At 44.0% G+C, this 19,921-nt stretch carries 22 protein-coding genes; 20 read left to right on the top strand and 2 right to left on the bottom strand.

Features of this window, described 5'->3' with window-relative positions:
* Positions 1-2 precede the first annotated feature (2 nt).
* A complete protein-coding gene (gene miaA / locus VXQ11_RS08145; protein WP_416680727.1) occupies positions 3-947 on the top strand; it encodes a tRNA (adenosine(37)-N6)-dimethylallyltransferase MiaA in 945 nt (314 codons plus the stop codon).
* A gap of 90 nt (positions 948-1,037) precedes the next feature.
* Complete coding sequence (hfq, locus tag VXQ11_RS08140; protein WP_416680726.1) at positions 1,038-1,505, top strand: RNA chaperone Hfq; 468 nt, start codon at positions 1,038-1,040, stop codon at positions 1,503-1,505.
* A gap of 117 nt (positions 1,506-1,622) precedes the next feature.
* Here the strand turns inward: hfq and VXQ11_RS08135 are convergent, their stop codons facing one another.
* Positions 1,623-2,930, bottom strand: coding sequence for a peptidylprolyl isomerase (locus VXQ11_RS08135; protein WP_064096584.1), 1,308 nt, complete (start codon positions 2,928-2,930; stop codon positions 1,623-1,625).
* Positions 2,930-5,383: an LPS-assembly protein LptD gene (locus VXQ11_RS08130; RefSeq protein WP_064102733.1), complete on the bottom strand. Its 2,454-nt coding sequence runs from the start codon at positions 5,381-5,383 to the stop codon at positions 2,930-2,932. The genes VXQ11_RS08135 and VXQ11_RS08130 overlap by 1 nt, the downstream gene beginning before the upstream one ends.
* 121 nt (positions 5,384-5,504) lie before the next feature.
* Between VXQ11_RS08130 and VXQ11_RS08125 the strand changes: the two genes are divergently transcribed.
* The 18 genes from VXQ11_RS08125 to gspK all read left to right on the top strand — a co-directional run bounded on the left by VXQ11_RS08125 (position 5,505) and on the right by gspK (position 19,816).
* Positions 5,505-6,518 carry an aminoglycoside phosphotransferase family protein gene (locus VXQ11_RS08125; RefSeq protein WP_416705795.1) on the top strand — a complete coding sequence of 338 codons (1,014 nt, stop codon included), beginning with the start codon at positions 5,505-5,507 and terminating at the stop codon, positions 6,516-6,518.
* Positions 6,519-7,208: an N-acetylmuramate alpha-1-phosphate uridylyltransferase MurU gene (murU, locus tag VXQ11_RS08120; RefSeq protein ID WP_191730581.1), complete on the top strand. Its 690-nt coding sequence runs from the start codon at positions 6,519-6,521 to the stop codon at positions 7,206-7,208.
* Between the two features lie 85 nt (positions 7,209-7,293).
* Entirely contained in the window at positions 7,294-7,926 is a 633-nt protein-coding gene (gene rsmG / locus VXQ11_RS08115) for a 16S rRNA (guanine(527)-N(7))-methyltransferase RsmG (protein WP_064096580.1), read from the top strand.
* Positions 7,927-7,950: 24 nt separating this feature from the next.
* Positions 7,951-8,733, top strand: a complete 783-nt coding sequence (locus VXQ11_RS08110; RefSeq protein ID WP_064096579.1) for a ParA family protein — start codon at positions 7,951-7,953, stop codon at positions 8,731-8,733.
* Positions 8,730-9,617 (top strand): ParB/RepB/Spo0J family partition protein, encoded by an 888-nt coding sequence (locus VXQ11_RS08105; RefSeq protein WP_004645475.1) that lies wholly within the window; start codon positions 8,730-8,732, stop codon positions 9,615-9,617. Before VXQ11_RS08110 ends, VXQ11_RS08105 begins: the two co-directional genes overlap by 4 nt.
* Before the next feature lie 32 nt (positions 9,618-9,649).
* The gene (locus VXQ11_RS08100) at positions 9,650-10,288 is read left to right on the top strand and encodes a MotA/TolQ/ExbB proton channel family protein (protein ID WP_064102730.1); all 639 of its coding nucleotides are present in this window, start codon (positions 9,650-9,652) and stop codon (positions 10,286-10,288) included.
* 10 nt (positions 10,289-10,298) lie between these two features.
* Positions 10,299-10,721: an ExbD/TolR family protein gene (locus VXQ11_RS08095; protein WP_064096577.1), complete on the top strand. Its 423-nt coding sequence runs from the start codon at positions 10,299-10,301 to the stop codon at positions 10,719-10,721.
* Positions 10,721-12,448 carry a lipid A export permease/ATP-binding protein MsbA gene (gene msbA / locus VXQ11_RS08090; RefSeq protein WP_416680716.1) on the top strand — a complete coding sequence of 576 codons (1,728 nt, stop codon included), beginning with the start codon at positions 10,721-10,723 and terminating at the stop codon, positions 12,446-12,448. Before VXQ11_RS08095 ends, msbA begins: the two co-directional genes overlap by 1 nt.
* Before the next feature lie 3 nt (positions 12,449-12,451).
* Positions 12,452-13,456 (top strand): tetraacyldisaccharide 4'-kinase, encoded by a 1,005-nt coding sequence (gene lpxK, locus VXQ11_RS08085; RefSeq protein ID WP_416705793.1) that lies wholly within the window; start codon positions 12,452-12,454, stop codon positions 13,454-13,456.
* A 12-nt stretch (positions 13,457-13,468) separates the two neighbouring features.
* Positions 13,469-14,230, top strand: coding sequence for a 3-deoxy-manno-octulosonate cytidylyltransferase (gene kdsB, locus VXQ11_RS08080; RefSeq protein WP_416705792.1), 762 nt, complete (start codon positions 13,469-13,471; stop codon positions 14,228-14,230).
* Positions 14,231-14,244: 14 nt separating this feature from the next.
* Positions 14,245-15,225 (top strand): DNA polymerase III subunit delta' C-terminal domain-containing protein, encoded by a 981-nt coding sequence (locus VXQ11_RS08075; protein WP_064102725.1) that lies wholly within the window; start codon positions 14,245-14,247, stop codon positions 15,223-15,225.
* Positions 15,226-15,240: 15 nt separating this feature from the next.
* Positions 15,241-15,582, top strand: a complete 342-nt coding sequence (locus VXQ11_RS08070) for a PilZ domain-containing protein (protein WP_004645468.1) — start codon at positions 15,241-15,243, stop codon at positions 15,580-15,582.
* A 27-nt stretch (positions 15,583-15,609) separates the two neighbouring features.
* On the top strand, positions 15,610-16,383 hold the full coding sequence (locus VXQ11_RS08065; protein WP_064102724.1) for a TatD family hydrolase: 774 nt from the start codon (positions 15,610-15,612) through the stop codon (positions 16,381-16,383).
* Between the two features lie 40 nt (positions 16,384-16,423).
* Positions 16,424-17,038: a TetR/AcrR family transcriptional regulator gene (locus tag VXQ11_RS08060; protein ID WP_064096571.1), complete on the top strand. Its 615-nt coding sequence runs from the start codon at positions 16,424-16,426 to the stop codon at positions 17,036-17,038.
* A gap of 9 nt (positions 17,039-17,047) precedes the next feature.
* Complete coding sequence (locus VXQ11_RS08055; protein ID WP_144723775.1) at positions 17,048-17,599, top strand: type II secretion system protein; 552 nt, start codon at positions 17,048-17,050, stop codon at positions 17,597-17,599.
* A 31-nt stretch (positions 17,600-17,630) separates the two neighbouring features.
* Positions 17,631-18,200, top strand: coding sequence for a type II secretion system minor pseudopilin GspI (gspI, locus tag VXQ11_RS08050; protein ID WP_416705804.1), 570 nt, complete (start codon positions 17,631-17,633; stop codon positions 18,198-18,200).
* On the top strand, positions 18,197-18,832 hold the full coding sequence (gspJ, locus tag VXQ11_RS08045; RefSeq protein WP_191730584.1) for a type II secretion system minor pseudopilin GspJ: 636 nt from the start codon (positions 18,197-18,199) through the stop codon (positions 18,830-18,832). Before gspI ends, gspJ begins: the two co-directional genes overlap by 4 nt.
* A 12-nt stretch (positions 18,833-18,844) precedes the next feature.
* On the top strand, positions 18,845-19,816 hold the full coding sequence (gene gspK / locus VXQ11_RS08040; protein WP_144723776.1) for a type II secretion system minor pseudopilin GspK: 972 nt from the start codon (positions 18,845-18,847) through the stop codon (positions 19,814-19,816).
* Positions 19,817-19,921: the final 105 nt, after the last annotated feature.

The raw sequence follows: 19,921 nt of genomic DNA, 5'->3' as shown, positions 1-19,921 counted from the left end.
ACATGTCCAATCAATTGCCGGTCATCAATTTAATGGGGCCAACTGCAAGTGGCAAAACTGCTTTGGCATGTGAGCTATATGAGCAAGGAAATTTTGAGCTGATTTCGGTCGATTCTGCGCTGGTTTATCGGGAAATGGACATTGGTACTGCCAAGCCTTCTAAAGAGGAATTGGCGCGTTATCCGCATCACCTGATTGATATTATCAGTCCACTCGAAGTGTATTCTGCGGCCAACTTTGTTGAAGATGCTAGTCGTTTAATTGATGATATTCATGCCCGTGGTAAGACTCCGATTCTGGTCGGTGGAACCATGCTGTATTTTAAAGCTTTGCTCGAAGGTCTGTCAGATAATCTACCCAGTGCAGATTATGCTATACGGGCAGAGATTGAGGCGAAAGGTGAGCAGGAGGGTTGGGAAGCGGTTTATGCAGAATTATGTGCAGTCGATCCGATTGCCGGTGAAAAATTCAAGGTCAGTGACAAACAGCGTATTATTCGTGCCTTGGAAGTTTTTAAATTGACTGGAGAGCCGATTACAAAACTACAGGCAGAACAACCTAAAAACTTACCATATCGTTACAGTTTCCATAATTATGCTCTTATGCCTGATCGGTTAGAATTACATGGGCGTATTCAACAACGTCTGAAAATTATGTGGGAAAGCGGTTTTTTAAATGAAGTTGCAAACTTAATTGAAAAATACGATTTTAATGAAAATTTACCTTCCATGCGTTCAGTGGGTTATCGACAAGCCATAGAATTTTTAAAAAATGGCGATAAAACCAAGCAAAAGCAACAGGAAATGGAGGATAAGGCTTTATTTGCCACACGACAACTTGCAAAACGTCAATATACGTGGTTAAGGTCTTTGCAAGAAAAGCATAAATTTACAACATATTTTACGCTACAGCAGGCTCAAGAAGACTTGCGAAACTGTCACGGATAAAGCAAAATTTAGAGACTATCTTTTTTATAATTTTTAATTGAAAAATAGAGATAGTTTTTGCGCTGATTTTTAATTTTTTGGAGTTATAACATGTCTAAAGGTCAAACTTTGCAAGATCCATTCTTGAATTCTCTCCGTAAGGAACGTATCCCAGTATCTATCTTCTTGGTAAACGGTATTAAATTACAAGGTCATATCGAATCTTTTGACCAATACGTGGTTTTATTAAAAAACACAGTAAGCCAAATGGTTTATAAGCATGCAATTTCAACTGTAGTACCTGCACGTAATCCACGTCCTGCTGGTGCGCCTGCTGGTCCACAAGGTGCTGGTTTTGGCGGTCAAGGTGCTGCAGGTGGCTTTGGTGGCGGTCAGGGTGCTGGCTTCGGTGGTCAAGGTGGCTTCGGTGGCGGTCAAGGCGCTGGCTTCGGTGGTCAAGGTGGCTTCGGTGGTCAAGGTGGCTTCGGTGGTCAAGGTGGCTTCGGTGCCGGTCAAGGCGCTGGTTTTGATAACGATACTAAATTTGACGACTCGTCAGAAGATGAAAACAATCGTTAATCAAGTCTGAAAAATAAAAAAACCTCTCCTGGAGAGGTTTTTTTATTTGTGTATGTTTCGAAAAGTTGAATTAAAAAGCCAGCGGTATATTGCTGGCTTTTTAATAGCTGAAGGAGCTTAACGGTTACGTTTAGGATCGAGTTGTGGATCTTTAATTTCCACATAAGCGTTATTACGTATTTCACGTAACCAGCTGTCCAGTTCCGCATCAAATTGACGTTCACCTAATAATTGGCGGGCCATACGTTCCTGATATTCCTGTGTCATATCTTGTTGACGTGTTTCACTCACTTGAAGAATATGCCAGCCAAACTGGGATTGAAACGGTTTGCTGAACTGACCTACTGGGGTGCTTTTCATTTGCTGTTCAAATTCAGGCACCATTACTCCTGGGCTGACCCAACCCAGGCTTCCACCATCACGTGCCGAGCCAGGATCAGTAGAGAATGTTGAAGCTAGAACAGTAAAATCCTCACCTTGTTTCAGGCGGTTATACAGACTATCAATCATCTGTTTGGCATTTTCTGGACTTACCACTTCAGAAGGTTGAATCAAAATATGCCGCGTCAAATACTGAGTAACAAGAGCTTTCTGTTCACCACCTTTACGTTCCAGAAGTTTTAGGACATGTACTCCATCGGCAACAGGAATCAGTTCAGAAGTCTGACCCGGTTGCAGGGTGGTCACACGAGCAGCCAGTTCAGCCGGAATTTCTGACAGGTTTCTTACCCCCATGTCAGCAGCTTCGACTTTAATGCCACTCTTGCTGTATTTTTTGCTGATTGCCTGAATATCATTGCTGTTATTTAATTCTTGCTTTACCTGATTCGCAATCTGTTCAGCATTTGCACCGCTTATACGCATATGCAGCACATGCACCTGGCTGCCGAGCAAAGCCTGACCTTGTGGTGTATTCAGGAAGTTTTTAACATCTTGATCTGTAATTTGAATCCGTGAAGTCACAATTTGTTGACGTAAACGGTTTAGCGCCAGATCTTCAGCAATACGATTACGTAAAGAAGCATAGGTATTTGGTCCCATAGCATCCAGTTTTTGCTGGAAGGCTTCCAGAGTTGGTGAACCAGCATTACGGGCAACTTTCAGAACTGCTTCATTTAAGGCTTTTTCATCTGGACGAATGTTATAGCGTTTTACTTGCTCAAGCTGTGCTTGGCGAATAATGAGTTGTTCTAGGGCTTGCTGTTCAAGATATTGTTGTGGTGGAACTGTCTTTTTCTGTTTTTGCAGCTGATGTGAAATTTCGGCTACACCTTGAGCTAGGTCACTACGCAGAATAACACTATTGTCGACTACAGCTACAACTTCATCTTTAGGTTGGGCAACAGCAAATGTCGTCATCGCTGAAGAAAGGCATAGCGCAAGAGCGGTTGCTTTAAAAATTTGTTTTAACTGTTTTGTCTTCATTAACGTTCTGTCCAAATTTGATTGATATTGTTAAAACCTAGAATACGATTTTCTAGTAATGAGGCGAGTTTACTGCTTAACCCACCTAAGCCTTTCAGGCTGACTTCGGCCAAAATAGCTCGTTTAGGCTTGACGTTTGAATCATTAACATCATCTAAGTCATTGTAATATGAGCGGCCATAAACAGATACTCCCCAGCAGCATGACTCATAGTTTACGCCAAGTAAATATTCACGTGCGACACTATTGTTGAGATCAAACTGGGCATGTCCAACTAGACGCCAGTTGTTGGCAATCGGCTGGATAAATGAGCCAACGATCTGATCATAGCGTTCCTGACGGTCTGGAATATTTTTGCGGTAGAAATAGCCTAAGTTGTACAGGTTGCCTTGATCACCCGTGTAATAGACCTGCAAATCGCGTTCAGCATTATCACCATTTGACATCCAGCTTGAGTTTAGATTTATATACACATTATTGGAGAGCTGGCTGGTGAGCTGGATCACTGGTCCGGTATGACTTTCACGATCAAATTCATCTGCATCGCTTTCCAGTGTTACCCGGCGGTCTTCAAAAAAGAAACTCTGTCCGATACTGGCACGTAAACGCTCCAGCCCCTCTTCATTGAATAAGCTATAGCTGAGACCGAGGGAGGCAAAATTATTGTCTTCCAAACGGTCATTACCATAAAAACGGCGTGCACTAAATAACTGGTCGTAATTGATCGAAGCTACTACGGAATCAAAGTTAGGTTGATTCTGCTGGTTTTCATATGGCGAATAGGCATAGAAAAGGCGAGGCGTCAGGGTTTGTAGATAAGTTCCTTCTTTCTCAAAGATCAAGCCGGTATCCAGAGTGAACTGTGGAACTACAATTGAGCTGTTTTCACTAGATGCGCTACGGTTTTGGGTTTTTTCATCATAGAAGGTATTGATGTTACGTAATGATGCTTTAGGGATGAAAAAAGACCAAGGGGTAAAATGGTTGTAACTTACAGAAAAGTCGTTATAAATCCGCGTACCACTTGGTTGATATACCTTTTCGTCATTTGAACCCGTATCAACAAAATTTTTCAGGTCTTTTTGGAAATAAGCCGTGTCATTTTTAAATTCATACTGTAATCCCAATGGATTACCAGTTTTATAATGCACTAAAAGCTGAGGTAAACGTGCATAAGGACGATCTTCATCTGGAACAGAGGGATCAAGGGTCTGGAAATCTTCAACTTTAAATTGTGCTTTTAGGCCGGGAATACCATTTCTATAATTGACTTCCCAGGCACGGCGCAGGTTTAAATCACTTTTTGAGTTCGGGTTGTTATCTAGATCGGCAAAGAAATCTTTATCTGATGCGTAATTATATTCCAGATTGGTGGAAAACTGCTCGTTGATTTGCCAGGCATGCAAAAAGTGTAAGTCTTTGCGGTCTCTATTGTCATAGCTTCTATCTGAAGGTAAATAGCCACCCCAGATCCGTCCTAATCCATAATCTTCAGTCAGATAGCGGAACTCGCCCTCCAGCATTAAACCACGGTCTCCAATATAGCGCGGCGTGATTGTCGCATCATATTGTGGTGCTAAATTCAGATAAACAGGAACACCAAGTTCAAATCCACCATCATTGGTAAAGCCAAAAATCGGTGTCAGAATACCGGTAGTACGGCGATCATCAATCGGGAAATTAAAATAAGGAACTGCTAATACTGGAACATCTTTAACATAAAGCTTGGTGTTTTTGGTCTCACCACGTCCGGTTTCCTGATTAAGCTTGATCTTTTCTGCCTGAATTTTCCAGGTAGGTTTCTGATCAGGCGGGCAGGTGGAGTAAGTAGCATTTTCCAGCTCAAGAGTATTGTCTGAGGTCTTGGCAATTTTTTCAGCACGACCGTGAGCATGCTGCTGTTCTGCAATGTAGAAACTGTTATATAAATCACCCTGCTGGGTTTTTAAATTATAATTTATATCGTCACTTTGCGAGATTAGTCCACCTTGCGCGAGTTGCACATTACCTTCTGCCTTGGCATAGGTCTGGGTCTGATCGATGGTGACTCGCTCCGCACGGATTTGACGGCCCTGCTGGTCAATTACCACATTTCCTTGCAGGAAGGAGTCACCCGTCGGATCATAATATCCATAATCGGCGGTAATGGTTGAGGTAGCCTGATCTGGCGCAACGGTTTCTGCATCGGGGGCAATCGGAGTGACCCAGGCACCTTTACAGTAGGCAGAGCTTAAATATTTTCCCTGACGTTGCTGTGCTTCAGCAGAGGATTTATCGACATAATATTGCGAGAAGAATGCTTCGCCTGGATAGGTCTCATTAATGCGCTGTTTAAGCTGTTCTGCATTTACATCGGACGAGACATTTGATGCAGCAAAGCTGGAGGCTGAGCTGCCACATAAAAGGGTTAAGATCGCAGTCGCTAGAGGATTTATTTTAAAGTGATGCTTCATTTGTCTCATTAACCAATCATGCTTTTATCGCAATTAATTATTGTCGCATCATAGAGAAAAAGTTGATAAGTAGCTACACTTAGCACTTTAAAAACTCAGCCTGTATTAGAATTAATTGCAAATGAATACACAACGCGAACAATTGATACAATCTTGGATTGCCTCTGTACTCGGTTCAGATCAATTTGAAACTCATTTTTTAGCAGGTGATGCCAGCTTTCGTCGTTATGCACGAATCAAGCTGAATAATAAAACATTTATGTTGATGGATGCACCACCAGAAAAAGAAGATTGTGTGCCTTTTGTGACGATTGATGAATTTTTTGATGCTCATGGCGTGCGTGTTCCGCATATCGTCGCAAAAGATTTGGAGAATGGTTTTTTACTTCTGGAAGACTTTGGTGATGTATTGCTGTCTAATCTGCTGAATGATGAGACTGTAGATGCCTACTATGAGCAAAGCTTTAAACAGCTGATTCAGCTACAATCGATTGCTGGAGAAGGACAGTTTCCAGCCTATTCTTATGAAAAGCTGATCTCGGAAATGGAGTTGCTGACCGACTGGATGCTGCCGGCTTTAAAGGTACAGCCCACAGAGGCAGAATCAGCCTTGATCAAGCGTACCTTTGCAATTCTGGCCAATGCTGCTTTGGCACAACCTCAGGTCATTGTGCATCGTGATTTTCATAGCCGGAATTTGATGAAAATCGAAAATGAAACCGAACTCGGTGTGATTGATTTTCAGGATGCCGTGATTGGTGCGGATACTTATGACCTGATTTCGATTACCCGTGATGCCTATGTGCAGTGGAATGCCGACCGTGTGTATCGCTGGTTCAAAAACTTTTATGACTTGTTGCCAGCATCTGCTAAAGAAGAGCGTGACTTTGAACAGTTTAAAAAAGATGCCGACATGATGGCGATTCAGCGTCATATCAAGATTTTAGGTATTTTTGTGCGTCTGTTTGAACGTGATGGTAAGTCAGGTTATCTCAAGGACTTACCACGTGTGATGTGGTATCTGCTCGAGGAATCAAAAGCTTATACTGAACTTCAGCCATTCATGCAGTTTATCCGTGACCGAGTGATGCCGGCCTTTGAAGCCAAATATGGCTCATATGAGGTGGCTGCCTAAATGAAAGCGATGATTTTGGCCGCAGGCCTTGGCAATCGTATGCGCCCCTTAACTTTGCATACCCCGAAACCCTTGCTTGAAGTCGGTGGCAAACCACTTATCGTCTGGCATCTAGAAAAACTGGCGGCAATCGGTGTTACTGAAATTGTGATCAATACGGCCTGGCTGGGTGAGAAACTTGCAGAAGCTTTGGGTGATGGTTCGCAATTCGGCGTGCACATCCTTTGGTCACATGAAGTTGAAGGTCTGGAAACTGCTGGTGGCATTATCAATGCCTTGCCGTTACTCGGTGATGAACCTTTTATTTTATTAAATGGTGATGTCTGGACCAGTATGGACTTTGCACCTTTACTGGATGTTGAGCTGGGTGAAAATCTGGCACATCTGGTTTTGGTCGAGAATCCAGAACAACATCCTGAAGGTGATTTTACGCTTGCAGGTGGGAAAGCCTATACTTTTGATCAGAAAGTCGAAGGTGAAAAACTGACGTTTAGCGGTATATCCGTACTTGATCCGAAAATGTTTGCAGGCCTGGAAGCTGGAAAGCGTCCTCTGGCGCCTTTATTAAAGGCTGCGATGTTGAATAATGAAGTTGCTGCCTCAAAGTTGACAGGTATTTGGGTTGATGTAGGAACCCCCGAGCGTTTGACAGCACTGGATTTGGCAATCCGTGAAGGGAAGTCTGCTTAAGTGAATATTCACTAAGCACTGCCTACTGTGCCAATATAGAGAAAACGGTATACTTCCACCTAACTTTTTCGAGCGTAGATTGTTTATGCATATGTTTTTTCAAGAACTAAAGCAGGGTAGCCAGGCTTTGGGTTTAGAGCTATCTGACGAGGCTTTAAATTTATTACTCAAGTATCAGGATGCTTTGGTGCTGTGGAACAAAGCATATAATCTGACCGCAATCCGTGATCCTAAGGAAATGCTGGTCAAGCATCTGCTCGACAGTCTGAGCATTCTGAAAGATTTACCAGCAGGCCGTTTGCTCGATATCGGTACGGGTGGTGGTATGCCGGGCATGATCATTGCTTTATGTCAGCCTGAACGCGAATGTGTATTGCTGGATTCGAATGGTAAAAAAATTCGTTTCCTGAAGCAGTTTATTGCTGACCTGAAATTAAAAAATGTCATTGCAGTACAAACCCGTGTAGAAAATGAAGACAGTATTAACGAGCTGGGCCAGTTTGATGTGATTACCAGTCGAGCATTCGCTTCATTGACCGATTTTGTCAATGCAGCTAAACCTTATATGCATGAGCAAACTATTATTGCTTCCATGAAAGGTTTAATCCCTGCAGATGAAGTGGCTGCATTAAAAGATGAATTTAGCTGTCAGATTATTGAACTGAAAGTTCCGCGCCTGGACGAACAACGTCATTTACTTCTATTAAAACGTATTTAAAATTTTTGGAAAATCGGGGTCAACATGGCACAAATTATTGCGATTGCTAACCAGAAGGGTGGTGTCGGTAAAACCACAACCGCAGTAAATTTGGCGGCATCTTTAGCTGTGTTAAAAAAACGCGTTCTGCTGGTGGATATGGATTCTCAGGGCAACGCAACCATGGGGTCGGGAATTCAGAAAAATGACCTGCTGTATTCGGTCACGGATGTCTTGCTGGGTGAAGTGCCGATTGAAACGGCGATCTCTAAGGCGGAAGTTGGCTACAAGGTTCTGGGGGCCAACCGGGATCTGGCTGGGGTGGAGCTGGCAATTGCAGAACAGGAAGGGCGCGAGTTCATTTTGCGTGATGCATTGCAGGAAATTGAATCTGCATATGATTATATTATTGTTGACTGTGCGCCAAGTTTAAGCCTGATTACGGTGAATGCTTTGGCAGCCGTGGATGGTGTGATCATTCCAATGCAATGTGAATACTATGCCCTGGAAGGTCTGGCAGATCTGACCCAGACCATCGACCGGATTCAGCAAGCACTTAATCCGGAGCTGCAGATTGTTGGGGTATTACGCACCATGTACGATGCACGCAATGCCTTGACCCGTGATGTATCTGAAGAACTGGAACAATATTTTGGTAAAAAACTGTATGAAACCGTGATTCCACGAAATATACGTCTGGCTGAAGCGCCGGCGCACGGTTTGCCAGTGATTTATTTTGAAAAAAGCTCAAAGGGTGCAGTTGCCTACTTAAATCTGGCAGCTGAAGTATTAAAGAAAAGCAAAGTGAAAAAAGGAAGTAAAGCATGACCGTCAAGAAACGTGGACTCGCCAAAGGTCGTGGCTTGGATGCCTTGCTGGGATCAATTCAAAAAGAAAAATTACAGATGGAAGCCCAAGGCATTGATCATGGTCAGCTGAAACAGATCGATGTAAACTTGCTCAAGCGCGGTGAATACCAGCCACGCCGTTATATTAACGAGCAGGATTTGCAGGAACTGGCGGCATCGATTGAAAAGCATGGCATCATGCAGCCAATTGTGATCCGACCGGTTGATGATGAGCGCTATCCGTATGAAATTATTGCAGGTGAGCGTCGCTGGCGTGCGGCACAGTTAGCGGGTTTAACTGAAATTCCTGCGATTGTACGGGATCTGAATGATCAGGTTGCGATTGCACTGGCGCTGATTGAAAACATCCAGCGTCAAGATCTGAATCCGATTGATCAGGCGCTGGCCTTACAGCGTTTCCATGAAGAATTTGGCCTAAGCCATCAGGAAATTGCCGATACAGTGGGTAAAGCCCGTACAACAGTGAGCAACCTGCTTCGTTTGCTTAGCCTGGCTGAAGAAGTAAAAGACTTTATGCAGCAGGGTTTGCTGGATATGGGACATGCACGTGCGATCTTAACCTTAAAAGCTAAAGATCAGCTTAAAGTAGCGGATATTGTGATTGAAAAAAGTCTGTCTGTGCGCCAAACCGAGCAGTTAGTCCGCGATTTCAATACACCTAAACAAGAAAAAGTAAAAGAAGCAGTAGCACCAGATATTCAACAATTGACTCAGCGCCTTTCGGAGCGTTTCAGTGCAGATGTTAAAATTGACTATAACAAGCAAGGCAAAGGAAAACTGGTTATTAGCTATCACTCTTTAGAAGAACTTGATGGCATTCTGTCTATTTTAGAAGATGAATAAATTTATCTATTTTTTATTGGGGAATAAATTAGATGTGGGAATTGGTTAAAGCAGGTGGCTGGCTCATGCTGCCACTGGTCTTGTGTTCTATCTTTATGCTGGCGATTTCGATCGAACGCCTGATTCGCCTGAAAAAGAACGCAGTACTTCCGTTGACTCTGTTAATGGGTTCGTCGCAAAATGCTGCACAAGTCATGCAAAAAATGAATCAAAGTGCGGCCTTAAAGCGTAGTACTTTGGGCCGGGTATTTACCGCAGGTTATGCGACTAAACAGCAGGGTGAGCAGTATGCTCGCGCGCAGATGGAAGTAGCGGCTTCACAGGAAATCGGGTATCTGGAAAAAAATATTAATTTTCTGGGTACGCTGAGTGCAGTTGCACCCTTACTCGGTTTGTTGGGGACTGTACTTGGGATTATTGAATCTTTCCTGATGATCGATGTGGGAACTGGAAGTGATCCGGTCTTGATGATGCCCGGTATTTCCAAGGCTTTAATTACCACAGCAGCCGGTATGCTGATTGCAATTCCTGCACTGTTTGCGCACCGTTATTTTCAGCGTCTTGTTCAGGAATATGTGGCTGAACTTGAGCAGCAAGCGACTTTGTTTCATGCGGATCTTTTTTATCGCAATCATGCAGACATAGACCAAGATATGCAAAAAGCCAGCTAGGAGGCGGATGATGAAATTCAAACGCAACCAGGTGGAAGATGTACATATTAATCTGACACCAATGATTGATTGTCTGCTGTTTATTCTGGTCTTTTTGCTTTTGTCGACGACTTTTAGTCAAATGAGCCGAATGAACCTGACCTTGCCTGATGCGCAAGGAGTACCGCCTAAAAGCTATGATCAGAAAGTTGAAGTGATTGTGGATGCTAATGGTCATTATGCAGTCAACGGTCAATCCTTGGTCAGCAAGGAAGTTGCGGATTTAAGTACTGCAATTAAACAGATTTCAAATGAACGCCGTGATTTAATGTTTGTCATCGCAGCTGACGCAAAAGCCAGTCATCAGGACGTGATTCGTGTCATGGATGTGGCCGGGCAGCTCGGCTTTGTGAATATCAATATCAGTACCAAAGTACCTACCCGAGGTTATTAGTGAAGCACGATTTTAAGGTCTATCTTCGCCTTTTAAGTTATTTAAAACCATTTTGGGGCATCGCATTACTTGTCCTAGTAGGTTTTTCTATTAATGCGGCCACAGAAGTTTCTGTCGCCAAATTGCTGGAATATATTATTGAGGCGATTCAAAATAAAGACCAGAGTTTCACTTCACTTTTCCCATTTTTGGTGGTCATACTCATGTTCTTCCGGGGCTTGGGTCTGTTCATGGGGGGGTATTTTACTGCGGTGATTTCCCGGAATCTGGTGTTCAATATCCGTCAGGAAGTTTTTGCAAAATTGCTGCGTTTACCGTCCCAGTATTATCTGGACAATACCAGCGGGCATATTACTGCCAAAATCATGTATAACGTGGAGCAGCTAACCGCCGCTTCAACTGAAGCCCTAAGAACCTTGTTGCAACAAGGTTTGATCACTCTGGCATTATTAGGCTACCTGTTGTATACCAACTGGCGTCTGACCATGTGTATCCTGATTTTTGCACCCGTCATCGGTTTTATTATCAGTAAAGCTGCAAGACGGATGCGTAAATTATCGCAGCAAGTACAAGACACCATGGGTGATGTGAACCATGTGGTGCAGGAAACGGTGAATGCCAACCTGATCGTCAAGGGCTTTGGTGGACAAAACTACGAGCAGGAACGCTTTAAACAGAACTCGCTGGAAAACTTGCGTCGTGGCTTGAAAATGGTTGCTGTACAACAGTTGAATAGTCCTGTGGTTCAGCTGATCATGTCGATTTCACTGAGTATTGTGATGTTTATTGCCTTGCGTCCGCAAATTCTGGGTGATACCTCTGCGGGTGAATTTGTCGCTTATATTACTGCGGCGGGTATGCTGGCAAGACCAATCAAAGCCTTGACGGATATCAATGAAAAAATTCAACGTGGTATGGCCGCAGCGCATTCAGTATTTGAATTGCTGGATATGCCTGAAGAAAAAAATACCGGGACGTTGACTGATAGCTTAAAAGGCGACATTGAATTTAAAGATGTCAACCTGATTTATGATGATGGTCATCATGCCATTCATGATTTTAATTTAAAGGTGAAGGCCGGTGAAACAGTGGCGCTGGTTGGTCGTTCTGGGGCCGGTAAAAGCTCGCTGGTGAATCTGCTGGTGCGTTATCAGGATGCAACTTCGGGGCAAATCCTGCTGGATCAGAAACCGATTGAAAATTTTGAACTTACCGCGTTGCGTACCCAGATTGCCATGGTGAACCAGCAAGTCGTACTGTTTAACCGAACCGTGCGGGAAAATATTGCTTATGGTCAGCTTGAAGGTGCTTCCGATGAAGATATTATCGCTGCAGCAAAGGCAGCCTATGCGCATGATTTTATTATGGCATTGCCGCAAGGTTATGATACTCAGTTAGGTGCCCAGGGTTTAAACCTGTCTGGTGGCCAGCGTCAGCGCATCGCCATCGCACGCGCAATTTTAAAAAATGCCTCTATCCTGATTCTGGATGAAGCGACCAGTGCGCTGGATAACGAGTCGGAATACTTTATTCAGCGTGCCTTTGATAAAGCCATGCAGGACCGTACCACCATCGTAATTGCACATCGTCTATCGACGATTGAAAATGCTGATCGTATTGTAGTTATGGATCAGGGCCGTATTGTTGAGCAGGGCAGTCATGCCGAACTGATTGCGCTACATGGTGCTTATTATCAGTTGCATCAGCGTAACTTTGAGGAACAGTAACTTATGGCACTGGCACAAATCATTCAGGATGCTTGGAATGCACAGGCAAAGTGGCTGGTGGTGCTGCGTCCTTTGTCATGGTTATATCGCCTGGGTTTTGTCGGCAATCACTGGCTTTATCAAAAAGGCATTAAAAAAAGTTATAGCGCGCCGATTCCCGTTATGGTGATTGGTAACATCACAGTCGGTGGTAGCGGTAAAACACCTTTGCTGATTCATCTGGTGGATTATTTAACCGTGAAAAATGTTCGGGTAGGCGTGATCAGTCGAGGCTATGGCGGCCAAGGTCCATTTCCTGCCTATGTCGACTTTAATACCCTGCCGGAGATTGTCGGAGATGAGCCCGCCTTGATTGTACAGGCAACAGGCGTGCCGATGGCAGTTGGTCCCAACCGGCAGAAAAGTATTGAACTGTTATTGCAGAAACATGAGCTGGATCTGATTATCTGTGATGATGGCCTGCAGCACTGGGCCTTGAACCGCCAGATTGAGTGGATTGTGCTGGATAATAATCGCGGTCTGGGTAATCAGAAACTGCTTCCAGAAGGTTATCTACGTGAACCAGTGACCCGTTTGAAAACGGGAACCGTAATTGAGCATGCAGCCCATCCAGGTTCTGAACTGAATATGCATCTGGCTGCATCACAGCCTTATTTGCTCAATCAGGGCAGCACTAAAATCTTTAACCCTCAAGCGGCTTTTTATGCGGTAGTCGGCATTGGCTTTCCACAGCGGTTTTATCAGACCTTGCAAAATTTAGGCATAGAACAATTTCAGTGTCATGAGTTTCCAGATCATCATGACTATGATATTGAAGATTTACAGTTCGATGATAACAATCCGATTATTACGACTGAAAAAGACGCAGTAAAAATTATGGCGCTACTTAAACAATATCCAGATTTTAAACAGGATATCTGGGTGGTGCCAGTCGATGCAGTCCTATCGCCAGCCTGCTATACAGTCTTGCAGCAACAGTTACAACAATACGGTATTCAAATTTCTTAAGGCTCATTCATTATGAAACACATTGTTATTCCTGCACGTTTCGCCAGTTCACGTCTGCCGGGTAAACCGTTGCTGGAAATTCATGGTCGTCCCATGATTCTGCGGGTAGTGGATCAAGCCAAAAAAGTGCAAGGTTTTGACGATCTGTGTGTGGCAACGGATGATGAGCGTATTGCTGCCGTTTGCCGTGCTGAAGGCGTTGATGTGGTGATTACCTCGGCAGATCATCCTTCCGGCACAGACCGCTTGAGTGAAGTGGCTCGAATCAAAGGTTGGGCCAGTGATGACATCATTGTTAATGTACAGGGGGATGAACCCTTACTGCCGGCGCAACTGGTAAAACAGGTTGCTCAACTTCTAGAAGATCAGCCTGAATCTTCCATGTCGACGCTATGTGAGCCGATCCATCAATTGGATGAATTCAAGCGTGACAGCATTGTAAAAGTCGTCATGTCAAAACACCAGCAGGCACTGTATTTTAGCCGTGCTACCATTCCTTATGACCGTGATGGTGCGAAACTGGCTGAACCGAAGCTGCATGATCAGGCCTATCGTCATTTAGGTCTATATGCCTATCGGGTCAAACTATTGCAAGAATATGTGACCTGGGAAATGGGTGTGCTGGAGAAACTGGAATCTCTAGAACAGTTACGGGTACTGGAAAATGGACACCGTATCGCCATTGCCGTGGCTGAAGCCAATTTGCCGCCAGGGGTAGATACCCAGGAAGATCTGGATCGCCTGAATCAGATGGATCTTTCCCATTTTGCCTAAGAAGAGTCAAATACATGCCTTTTGATGTCAATGCACATATCTATCCATGGCAGCAACAGGTTTGGGAAACCCTGACCGGGCGCTTTCCCAAGCTTGGGCATGGTTTATTGTTTTATGGAAAAAAAGGCTGTGGCAAAGAAGCGTTTACCCAACAGTTTCTGGCTTGGGTGTTATGCCTGAATCGTCAGCCTGTGGGGTCATGTGGTGAATGCAGTAGCTGTCAATGGTTAAAGGCAGACACCCATCCCAACTATGTGCATATCAGTACCGATGACGACAATAAAAAACAGAATGCCAAAATCAAGATTGAGAAGATTCGTGATTTATTGCCTTTTGTGCAACAGACTGTAGATGGCTGGCGCGTGATTGTGATTGAACCGGCAGAAGCCTTGAATATTGCCTCTGCCAATGCCTTGCTCAAAACACTGGAAGAACCCGGTGATAATACAGTTATTATTTTACTGGCGAATCATTATTTAAAATTGCCTGCGACCATCCGCAGTCGTTTGCAGCATTTTGCTTTGGACCGGATTTCCGCAGAACAATTTAGCGATTATGTCCAGAATCAGCTCCCGGATGCAGGTGCTAGCCAACAACAGTTATTGATGAACCTGTCTAATCAGATGCCATTACAGGCATTAGAGGTTGCACAAAGTGCTTGGCTGCCACTGCGTCAGGACTTTCTGCAAGACTGGCAAAAACTGGTCATGCAAAAAAATATGCCACTGGCAATTGCGACCAAATGGAATAAAAACCTGAATTTTAGTGACTTTGCTCAAATGTTTGAATACTTGTTGTCCGATTTAATTTGTGTCAAGCTAAATCAGACGGTGAAAAACATTGACCTTGAATTCAATGTACTTGCCGAACAATATTCATTAGAAGCACTTTTTAAAATTTATGAGGATTTTCAGCAAGCCAAGCAATACCTTGAACAGAATGTCCAGAGCAATCTGGTCATTGATGAATTGTTTATCAAGCTGATGAATCTTTAATTAAGGGGAAATCACATGCAACCACGTATGGGCGGTATTATTCAGGCTACTATTCCTGACATCGAAACATTGTTTGCCAGCTATATGCCTTATGTTGTGGGTGGTGGGCTTTTTATTCCTTCCAAGCAGCCGGTCAAACTGGGCGAAGAAGTTTTTGTATTGACAACTTTGCCTGACCAGACCCAGAAAATTCCTTTAACTGGTAAAGTCATCTGGGTCTCGCAAAAGCAGAATGGCATCAAGCCCCAAGGCTTTGGCATCCAGTTAAGCGGTGAAAAAGGCGTTTATTTCAAAAATGAAGCAGATCGTCTGGTTGCAGGTCTTAAATCTGAAGGACGTAAAAGTTACACTATGTAGTTAATTTACCCTTGGTAGGAACGCATTGTGTTTGTAGATACTCATTGTCATTTAACCCTGCTTGATTTGACACCATATCATGGTGATCTGGATCAGGCATTGGCTCAGGCTCGTGAAGCCGGTGTTTCCAAATTCATGAGTATCTCGGTCGATCTGGATGATCATATCGAGCTGGCCAAAATTGCCGCGCGTCATGCAGATGTCGGTTATACCGTTGGCGTACATCCTTGCGAAGATGCTGCCACCATGGCGCGTGCCACAACTGAATATCTGGTCGAGCTGGCGCAACCGGAAAAAGTCTGGGCGCTCGGTGAAACCGGTCTGGACTATTATCACAGTACCGATTTTATTGCAGAACAGAAAGCCTGCTTTGCCCGGCATATCCATGCATCACAAATCGTGAAAAAACCTGTAGTCGTTCATACTCGTTCCGCTAAGCATGATACTGTCGATATTATCCGGGCGGAAAAATCGACTCACGGGATTTTGCACTGTTTTACCGAAGACTGGGAAACTGCAAAAGCAGTACTGGACTGTGGTTATTATGTGTCATTTTCCGGAATTGTTTCCTTTAAGAATGCGCAAGATTTGCGTGATGTCGCCAAGCAGGTTCCGCTGGATCGTGTGCTGATTGAAACTGATAGTCCTTATCTTGCGCCAATGCCGTATCGTGGTAAATCTAATGAGCCTAAATACGTTCCTTATGTAGCCAAAGCGCTTTGCGATGTATATGATAAGTCAATAGAAGAAATGGCTTATATCACAAAGCAGAACTTTGAAAATCTTCTGAATTTAAAGTAAATAAAGTTATATAAAGTACAAGAGAGTTTATAGGGTGAAGATGGATCGTCAGGCTCAGTTTCGAGCAAGAGAAACCTTGATTTTTCAAGTTGCAGAACAGCTCCTGCTGGAAAATGGTGAAGCGGGAATGACGCTAGATGCGCTTGCTGCCGAGCTTGATCTGGCCAAAGGGACACTTTATAAACATTTCCAGAGTAAAGATGAGCTATACATGCTGCTGATTATCCGTAATGAGCGCATGTTGCTGGAAATGATTCAGGATAGCGATAAAGCTTTTCCTGAACATCTGGCCTTCTTTATGCTGCATCATTTGCATCATCCTGAGCGTACCGTGCTGTTTCACCAGATTGAAGAACGCCTGTCAACAACTGGCGTTGGAATTCAGCACCTGTTTAGCGAACTTTATCAGGTACGTAAACAGCGCTTACGTCTGATTATCCGTATGACAGAAACTTATCTGGCATCCATCAACAGCCATATGTCAGTACGCGATTATCTGGCTTCGATCTGGTCGCTGACCCATGGTGCTGCAGCAATTCTCAATTCCAGTTTCTATCAGCGTTATCTGGGTTCACGAGATACCTTGCGTGTGGCCTATATTGATCAGGCACTGGCTTTGCCCAAGCAGGTACATCCTGCCGAGCAGTTTGCCTAAGGTCGTCCTATGATCAGATCGCCTCACAGCGCAGTTCGTGGCTTTACCTTAATCGAATTGATGGTGGTGATTGTGATCATGGGTATCATGGCGTCTTTGGTGCTGTTAAATACCAGTGGTGTCGATCAGCGTAAGGCCATGCAGGCGCGTGAAATTTTATTAATGGACTTGCAGCGGGTATTACGAGAAGCCAATGACCAGTCCAGGATACTCGCGCTTGATGTTCAGACTGCGACAGATGTCACGCCATTTCGTTATGGAATTATAGAGTATCGTTCAGCAGAGCAGAGCGGTCAGAACCTGCAAAATGAGAAATGGCAAAGTTATGCAGATTTTAAATTGCGCAGTTTGCCTGATCATGTTTCCTTCCAGATTCAGACCTTGGAGCAGCAGCGTTTTGCCAATGCAAAAAACCGTGATCTGACTCAGGCAAATTCTCCTCAGTTAATCTGGCTCGGCAATGGTGAGGTTAAACCGGTACGGATTCAGTTCTTTTTCGAAGAGCGTGAAATAGGAGCTGCCATTGAAGTTGACCATCTGGGTAAAATCAATGAAATCTAGATATTTCAAGCAGAATGCTGGCTCGGATGCTATCAAGTCGTTTAAGTCGAGTGTTCATGGATTTGATCATGTGTGCTGCGAGCATAGGACTTCTTCTTGCACAGTTATAGAACTTTCTTGCGCGACAATGCCGCTCAGGTCGAATATTACTCGACCTAATCGTATGCACTCCGAACGGAGTTCGTCATCTTGCACTCGGACGAAACGTTGTTTCGTTTATCCTCGCTCAGGTTTTACCTTACTGGAAGTCATGGTGGCCCTGGCAATTTTTGCGACAGCAGCCATGACCTTGACCAAAGTCGCAATGCAATATACCCAGTCGACCTCAAATGCTATTTTGCGGACTAAGGCGCAGTTTATTGCTTTAAATGAAGTGGCAAAAATGGAAATTAATCAGGAATGGATGGAAGGGACGGCTTCTAAACAGCTGACCCAGCAAGGTGAAACCTGGAAAATCGATAAACGCAGTGAACCGACAGTAAGTCCCAACGTACAACGAATTGAGTTGCAGGTCAGTCTGATCAACCCGGACAATGGTCAGGTAGAATCTGGTATCAGCAGCCTGACGTTCTTTAATCATCGCATGAACAATACTCCATGAAACCTAAAGGATTTACCCTGGTTGAATTATTGGTCGCAATTGCGATCTTTGCAGTATTGTCTGCTTTAGGTTGGAAAGTTTTTGATTATATTGTCAAAACCAAAGATCAGAATGTGATTCATGAACAGCGTTTAGGGCAGTTACAGGAAACATATCAGCAAATTCTACGAGATACCGTACAGGCAGTGCCCTTAACGGCCAACATTAATGGAGATATACAGCCGGCTCTGGTGTTGCAGAACGGACGCTTTAATTTCAGTAAAACCGGGGTAACTGATCCTTTGCAAGAAGGAATTTCTCCCGATGAGCGCATTGAATATCAATACCGGCCTGATGAGCAGAAACTTTATCGCCTGAAATACCGGAACCTGAATCAAACCGGCCAAGACCAGCCGGAATCTAGTGTTTTATTGTCGGAAGTTGAACAATTTCAGATTGTGGTGCTTAATCCGAATGAACTCACGCAATGGCCGGATGCCTCTGTGGATCTGAACCAGTTAGAGCAGAAGCAACGTTTGCCCAAAGGGATTAAAATCAATTTAACCGTAAATGCTATTAGCTATGAATGGATATTTAGTTTGTTAAACACAGATTTTTTGCTTGATGCTCAGAATACAGGCCAACCAGGCTAAGAATAATAAGAAATGAAAATGAAAAAAGCGATCATGATCAAACAGCAACAAGGCATTGCACTGATTACCATTTTAGTGATGGTGGCATTGGCGACTATTCTCGCTGCCACAATTGCAAAGCGTCAGGCTGCCACAGCAGAAAGTACTGCTTATCTGATGCGCCAAAATCAGTCTCTTATATATGCCAAAAGTGCTGAGGCCTTTTTTTCAGAACTCTTGGTCGATGATGCCGAAAATGCCGCTGAGGTTGATCATTTACAGGAAACCTGGGCGCAGCCCATGCCGGCTTTTCCGGTAGAAGACGGGTATGTCTCAGGAATAATACAGGATGAATCGGGCAAGTTTAATTTAAATAGCCTGGTCACTGCTGAAGGTACGGTGAATGAAAATGCCAAGGTATGGTTTGAGCTGATCTTAAAGCGCGCCGGTTTACCCGCACAGCTGAGTGAAGCAGTCATTGACTGGCAGGATGAAAATGAGATTCCCAGCGGTTCGATGGGTGCTGAATCTAATTATTATCAAGGCTTGCCCAATGCGGCTTTGCCCCCAAACGCAAAGTTTCATAGTGTGGAAGAATTAAAACTGATTCGCGGCTTTGAAGAAAATAAATATAAACTGATTGAATCTTATCTCAGTGCCGCACCCATGCAGGACAGTACAGTCAATATCAATACAGCCTCGGCTTTTCTTCTGGCCAGTATGGATGAAAAGCTTGATGTGAATGCAGTGCAGCAGTTACTGGATCAGCGTCAGGCCAATTTGGAGCATTTTTCCAATGTTTCTGAGTTATGGGCGCTTGAGCCTTTTGCTCAGGTCGAGGCAGCTAAGCGAAATGTGTTGAACAGTCTGCTTGGAGTGCAATCCAATTATTTTAAAGCCCAAATTGAAGTGGTTTTAAGTGAGCGCAAGCGTCAGTTTAGCAGTGAGCTGGTGCGTCGGGATAAACAGGTTTATGTCGCTTACCGCAGCATGGCGCCCTTTTAAGTATAGTTTATAAATTATACAAATCGAATGGATCTGAATATGGCTTGATGCCTTTTCCCTATCATGCTAAACAGCAAAATTAATCCTCAAAGCTCTACTTTTGCT

Source organism: Acinetobacter sp. 197 (assembly GCF_048148385.1).
GTDB classification, from domain to species: Bacteria; Pseudomonadota; Gammaproteobacteria; order Pseudomonadales; family Moraxellaceae; genus Acinetobacter; species Acinetobacter pecorum.
The sequence above is the reverse complement of the archived record's forward strand: the minus strand, read 5'-3'. Positions and strand labels throughout refer to the sequence as shown.

Excerpts from the sequence above, each read along its gene's own strand:
- miaA (WP_416680727.1), top strand. The coding sequence starts at position 3 with ATGTCCAATCAATTGCCGGTCATCAATTTAATGGGGCCAACTGCAAGT.
- hfq (WP_416680726.1), top strand. The coding sequence starts at position 1,038 with ATGTCTAAAGGTCAAACTTTGCAAGATCCATTCTTGAATTCTCTCCGT.
- VXQ11_RS08135 (WP_064096584.1), bottom strand. The coding sequence starts at position 2,930 with ATGAAGACAAAACAGTTAAAACAAATTTTTAAAGCAACCGCTCTTGCG.
- VXQ11_RS08130 (WP_064102733.1), bottom strand. The coding sequence starts at position 5,383 with ATGAAGCATCACTTTAAAATAAATCCTCTAGCGACTGCGATCTTAACC.
- VXQ11_RS08125 (WP_416705795.1), top strand. The coding sequence starts at position 5,505 with ATGAATACACAACGCGAACAATTGATACAATCTTGGATTGCCTCTGTA.
- murU (WP_191730581.1), top strand. The coding sequence starts at position 6,519 with ATGAAAGCGATGATTTTGGCCGCAGGCCTTGGCAATCGTATGCGCCCC.
- rsmG (WP_064096580.1), top strand. The coding sequence starts at position 7,294 with ATGCATATGTTTTTTCAAGAACTAAAGCAGGGTAGCCAGGCTTTGGGT.
- VXQ11_RS08110 (WP_064096579.1), top strand. The coding sequence starts at position 7,951 with ATGGCACAAATTATTGCGATTGCTAACCAGAAGGGTGGTGTCGGTAAA.
- VXQ11_RS08105 (WP_004645475.1), top strand. The coding sequence starts at position 8,730 with ATGACCGTCAAGAAACGTGGACTCGCCAAAGGTCGTGGCTTGGATGCC.
- VXQ11_RS08100 (WP_064102730.1), top strand. The coding sequence starts at position 9,650 with ATGTGGGAATTGGTTAAAGCAGGTGGCTGGCTCATGCTGCCACTGGTC.
- VXQ11_RS08095 (WP_064096577.1), top strand. The coding sequence starts at position 10,299 with ATGAAATTCAAACGCAACCAGGTGGAAGATGTACATATTAATCTGACA.
- lpxK (WP_416705793.1), top strand. The coding sequence starts at position 12,452 with ATGGCACTGGCACAAATCATTCAGGATGCTTGGAATGCACAGGCAAAG.
- kdsB (WP_416705792.1), top strand. The coding sequence starts at position 13,469 with ATGAAACACATTGTTATTCCTGCACGTTTCGCCAGTTCACGTCTGCCG.
- VXQ11_RS08075 (WP_064102725.1), top strand. The coding sequence starts at position 14,245 with ATGCCTTTTGATGTCAATGCACATATCTATCCATGGCAGCAACAGGTT.
- VXQ11_RS08070 (WP_004645468.1), top strand. The coding sequence starts at position 15,241 with ATGCAACCACGTATGGGCGGTATTATTCAGGCTACTATTCCTGACATC.
- VXQ11_RS08060 (WP_064096571.1), top strand. The coding sequence starts at position 16,424 with ATGGATCGTCAGGCTCAGTTTCGAGCAAGAGAAACCTTGATTTTTCAA.
- VXQ11_RS08055 (WP_144723775.1), top strand. The coding sequence starts at position 17,048 with ATGATCAGATCGCCTCACAGCGCAGTTCGTGGCTTTACCTTAATCGAA.
- gspJ (WP_191730584.1), top strand. The coding sequence starts at position 18,197 with ATGAAACCTAAAGGATTTACCCTGGTTGAATTATTGGTCGCAATTGCG.
- gspK (WP_144723776.1), top strand. The coding sequence starts at position 18,845 with ATGAAAATGAAAAAAGCGATCATGATCAAACAGCAACAAGGCATTGCA.